The following is a 4,772-nucleotide window of genomic DNA, read 5'->3' on the forward strand; positions in this document are numbered from 1 at the left end:
GCGGCGCACACCGGGGTGAAGTAGGTGACGGCATGCACCGGCTCGAACAGCCGCCACAGGCGGCGGGCCGCGACCTCGGCGGGCGCAGGCTCGGCGGGCGTGCGCTCCGGGGATGTCCGCTGCGCGGGTGTGGTGACGTCGGGCTTCGGGCCGGCGGGCTTCCGGTCGGCGGGCTTCCGGTCGGCGGGCATGGGTCTGACCCAAGCCGCGCCGCCCGAGTCCGGTCAAGGCACAGCCCGCACCGATGGAGGGCGCCAGCCAGCGAGACGGTCGACCCAGCCGGGTTGGTCGACCCAGCCGGGTTGGTCGACCCAGCCGGGTTGGTCGACTCGGGCGGGTTGGTCGTCTCAGGCCGGGTACGGCGTCTCGGCGCGGGCCCGGCGCAGCGCGGTCGCCCACCAGGTGAGCTGGGTGAGCAGCGTGGTGGCGTAGCCGGCGGCGGTGGGATCCAGCGGTCGGCCACCGTCCCAGGTGGTGAAGTACGCGGGGAACGCCAGTCCGTCGCGGATGGTCACCGCGTGCAGTTCGGTGAGGACGTTCTCCAGGTGTAGGGCGCCGTGCCGCCCGCCGGCCGCGCCGCCGTAGCTGACGAACGCGACCGGCTTCGCCGTCCACTGCGTGAAGTGCCAGTCGATGGCGGCCTTCAGCGACGCCGGATAGCTGTGGTTGTACTCGGGGGTCACGATGATGAAGGCGTCTGCGGCGTCGAGCCGCTCGGTCAGGGGACGCATGCCTTCCGGGCGCGGGTAGGCGTCGCCGGCGTACTTCGGTGACGCCGCCGGCAGGACCAGCGGGACGTCGAAGTCCGCGAGGTCGATGACGTCGACGTCGAAACCCCCGTGGGTCGTGGCCTGCTCGGCGACCCAGGAGGCGACGACCGGGCCGAACCTGCCCTCCCGGACACTGCCGATGATGATCGCGAGTCTGCCGCTGTCGGTCATGTCCCCAGCGTCACGCACGCCGCCCGGCCGCAGCCAGACCGGCTCCAGGGTGGCCCCCGTAGGGCCATGATCTCGGGGCCGGTGCCCTGGGGCGAGGGCCGTCGCGGTCATACAGTGTCCGGGTGGGCACGCCGCTGGGTGAGTTCCTCCGTGCCAGGCGCGACGCGACGCGACCCGAGGCGCTCGGGCTCGCGGTGGGCGCGCGCCGCCGCGTCCCGGGGCTGCGCCGTTCGGAACTGGCGTCGCTGGCCGGCATCAGCGTGGAGTACCTGATCCGGATCGAGCAGGGCAGTGATCGCAACCCGTCGCCCGCCGTCGTGAACGCGCTGGCGGGCGCGCTGCGCCTCAACGTCACCGAACGGGAGCACCTGCGGCACCTGACGAAGATCGGCGGTGGGGTGTGCGTCGGCCGGCTCGCCCAGCCCCGCCCGGATGTCCGGCCGGCGGTGCTCACCCTGCTCGACCAGTTCGAGCCGGGGATCGCGCTGGTCACCAACCGCCTCGGCGATCTCCTCGCGTTCACCGCCGGCTTCGACCTGCTCGCCCGGCCCTGCGGGCTGCTCGACGGACCCCGGCCCAATCTCACCCGCTATGTGTTCACCGACGCGCGGGCCCGCGCGGTCTTCCCCGACTGGGGCACGCTCGCCGACGAACGCGCCTTCGACCTGTGGCTCGGCCCGTCGGCCGAGCGTACGACCGGGTTCAGCGCCGAGCTCGCCGCCGCGGCCGGCGAGGAGTTCACCCGCCGGCGCGACCAGCACGCGCTGCCGACGCGCGGCCGCCTGCGCTGGGTCCATCCCACGGTCGGTGAGCTGCGCCTGGACCGTGAGGTCCTCGAGCTGCCGCCGAGCGATGCCCAGCAGTTCGTGGCGTTCCTGCCGGGCGACGACGCGAGCGCCGACGCGCTGCGCAGGCTGCACGTGCAGCGCGGCACCGTCACCTGAGTGCCCCGACGGGTGCCAGGGCGTCGCGCTCGACCAGCTCCGGAGCCGGAGCCGGCTGGCCCGAGCGCGCCTTCGACCGGGCCGCGCGGGCGCGTTGGATCGGCTGTTCCAGCAGGTAGTACGACGCGGCGGCCAGGGCCACCGAGATGACGCCGACGGCAAGGATGGCCGGCCAGCGGCCGAGCGTGTCGGTGAGGTCGGGTCCCCAGTGCGCGACCACGGGGAAGTGCCAGAGGTAGAAGCCGTAGGAGATTCGGCCGAGCCAGGCCAGCGGTGCCGCGGCGAGGACGCGGAACAGCCAGCTCGTCGTCGCCCCCTGCTCCAGGGCGAGAATGAGTGCGGCGACGACCAACGCGATGAGGGTGTAGCCGCCGCGGGTCAGTATCGTCGGCGGCCCCCAGCCGCTGGGTGCCCTCACCACCTCCACCGCCAGGATGGCGAGCGCGAGGGTGCCGATGACCGGCAGCGCGCCGATCATGCTCTCCAGGCCGACGCGACGCCTCGACGCCTCGGCCACACCACCGCGTCCGTCCGCGGCCCGGCGCGCGGCACGTAGCCAGGCGGCCAGGGCACAGCCGACCAGCAGCGCGTCCGCCCGGGTGTCCAGCGCAAAGTACGTCCGCGTGCCCTGCGCCCCGAACGCGACCAGCACATTGCGCCACAGCGCCACGGCGACCGCGCCGCCGAGCAGCACCACGGGCAGCCGGTCGACGATCCGCGGCCGGCGGCACAGCACGATCAGGACCAGCGGCCAGAGCAGGTAGAACTGCTCCTCCAACGACAGCGACCAGGTGTGCCCGAGCCAGCCGGCTCCCGTGCTCTGCTTCACCACCTGGAAGTAGTTGTTCAGGTAGAGCGTCGAGGAGGCCAGGCTGTCGAGGAACTCCCTGCGCTCGCCTGCCGTGCCCATACCGAGCACCACGACCCAGCCGGTGGCGACGGCGACCAGCAGCCAGAACGCGGGCAGGAGCCGATAGGCGCGCCGCAGGTAGAAGCGGGTCAGCGACATCCCGCCGGTACGGTCCCGCTCGGCGAGCAACCCGCCGGTGATGAGGAATCCGCTGAGCACGAAGAACACGTCGACGCCGAGATAGCCGCCGGGTAGCGCGTCCATGTGGAACACGAGCACGCAGAGCACCGCGAGCGCGCGGACCCCGTCCAGCGCCGGGTTGTATCCGGCCGGGCGAAGTCCGCGCCGTCCCGGCCCGTCTCCCACCCGACCGCTGCGGCCGGTGGCGACGGTGGCGCTTCGTCGCTCCGGTGCCGGGCGATGGTCCTGCGCCGGCGGCCGGTCCGCGGACAAGCTTCCGTCCGCGGGCGGACGGCTGTCAGGGTGCGTACGAATCGATGACGACGAGTGATCTTCTGTGGCGGAACGGCTCGGCCACGGGGGACGGTTCGGCGGCGGCGAATCACGGGGAACCGGCGGATGGGGCTGCGCCGGCGGACGTGCTTTCACCGGCGCGCGTCGGCGGACGGGCGTACGGCCCGGGGCCATCACGTCCACGCGACACTGGCCGCCGTTCGGGTCGTGTCCGTGCTCTGCCATCCACCGCTCCCGTCACTCCGTCGAGCCACCCGTCCCCTGTCCGTTTTGCACTATTGCTATCTCTCTAACCTTGGGGTCACCTGTCAGATTGAGCCGACTTTCGCCCACAACGTCGACCATGCGCATCGATGAGATCACTCTCCGCGTTTTTCCTGGTGAACGCGGGTCGCGCGGATCGGTCGTCCCCTCCACGTGGATCCGCGTGTGCCGGTTGCGGCCGGCGCTCGCCGCGTCCGTCGGTCCGTATGCCCCCGCGCCGGGCGCGGCCTGATCTCCGGGCGCGGTGCCGCCAGTCGCAATCGCGCCAGGCCAGCGGCATCCCGCGCGCCACGCCGCCGGCGGGCCCACCCTCGGGCGCCGGCGGGGCCGTCAGGCATCCCCGCGGTCGCGCGCCGTTCACCGGGTCAGCATGGACGCGGGGTCCGCCACGCCGCGAGCCGATGTTGACAATCCGCCTCCGTACAGACACAGCTGGTGGCATCGGTGCCGGTCGTGCGCCACCAACCGGCGGGTCACCGCCGGGCGCACATCCACAGCGACGTCACAGCTGCGGTCAACTCACCACGAACCGCAAGCATCACCCCGCGAAGTCACCATCACGGGCGTCCACCGAGGCCTGCGGGCACCGCCGCGTCAGCGCGGGACGGGCCCGCGGGTTGAACCGCACGGAGCCGGGTGGAACTGTGTCAGGAATGGACGTGGCCCAGCGCCTGTGGCGACTGTTCGAACCGGTGCACGGCGTGCCCTACTTCTCCCCAGCCAGTTCGGCCGTCTGGGAGGACGCGGGGCTGAAGGGCTACTGGCGGGCCTATTTCGCCGGCCGGGCGGCGCCGCTGGGGCCGGTCGAGGCCGCCCCCGTCGTCGGCGCGTTCTTCAGCTTCTCTCCCGCGATGGTGTCCACGGTGGTGCCGGCGATCTGGACCCACCTCTCGACCAAGGATGCCCTCGCCGTGCGGCTGGACGCCGCCCGCGCGGCGCTCGAACCGCATCTCGGCGCCCTGGGCGCCGACGAGCTGACCGAACTGGCCGGGCTGCTGCGCTCGGTGGTGGAGCGCCTGCCCGTCGCCGGCCGCGTGCTCGGCGCCGCGAACGCCGCGCTGCCCTGGCCGGACGACCCGCTCGGCACCGTGTGGCAGGCCACCACCGCGCTGCGGGAGCACCGCGGCGACGGCCATATCGCCGCACTGGTCACGGCCGGTCTCGACGGCCCGGAGAGCCTCGTCTGGCGAGTCGGGCGGGGCGGCACCGACCGGGCGTTCTACCAGCGGATCCGGGGCTGGACGGACGACGAGTGGGACGCGGCGGCCGAGCGCCTGCGCTCGCGCGGCTGGCTCGACC

General features: G+C 73.3%; 5 protein-coding genes. 2 read left to right on the top strand and 3 right to left on the bottom strand.

What is annotated here, in order from left to right:
- Together MXD58_RS20130 and MXD58_RS20135 are read right to left on the bottom strand one after the other, a co-directional pair.
- The coding region (locus tag MXD58_RS20130) for a hypothetical protein (RefSeq protein WP_250609729.1) at positions 1 to 191 on the bottom strand (191 nt) is incomplete at its 3' end.
- 156 nt (positions 192 to 347) lie between these two features.
- Positions 348 to 941, bottom strand: a complete 594-nt coding sequence (locus MXD58_RS20135) for an NADPH-dependent FMN reductase (protein WP_248837845.1) — start codon at positions 939 to 941, stop codon at positions 348 to 350.
- Between the two features lie 122 nt (positions 942 to 1,063).
- Here MXD58_RS20135 and MXD58_RS20140 point away from each other — a divergent pair, with 122 nt between their 5' ends.
- Positions 1,064 to 1,885: a helix-turn-helix domain-containing protein gene (locus MXD58_RS20140; RefSeq protein ID WP_248837846.1), complete on the top strand. Its 822-nt coding sequence runs from the start codon at positions 1,064 to 1,066 to the stop codon at positions 1,883 to 1,885.
- Here the strand turns inward: MXD58_RS20140 and MXD58_RS20145 are convergent.
- A complete protein-coding gene (locus MXD58_RS20145) occupies positions 1,878 to 3,188 on the bottom strand; it encodes an acyltransferase family protein (RefSeq protein ID WP_248837847.1) in 1,311 nt (436 codons plus the stop codon). The genes MXD58_RS20140 and MXD58_RS20145 overlap by 8 nt on opposite strands.
- 938 nt (positions 3,189 to 4,126) lie before the next feature.
- Here MXD58_RS20145 and MXD58_RS20150 point away from each other — a divergent pair.
- Positions 4,127 to 4,772 (top strand): SCO6745 family protein (locus MXD58_RS20150; RefSeq protein ID WP_250609730.1); only part of this gene is annotated, 646 nt, incomplete at its 3' end.

Source organism: Frankia sp. AgKG'84/4 (genome assembly GCF_023242965.2).
Classification (GTDB): domain Bacteria; phylum Actinomycetota; class Actinomycetes; order Frankiales; family Frankiaceae; genus Frankia.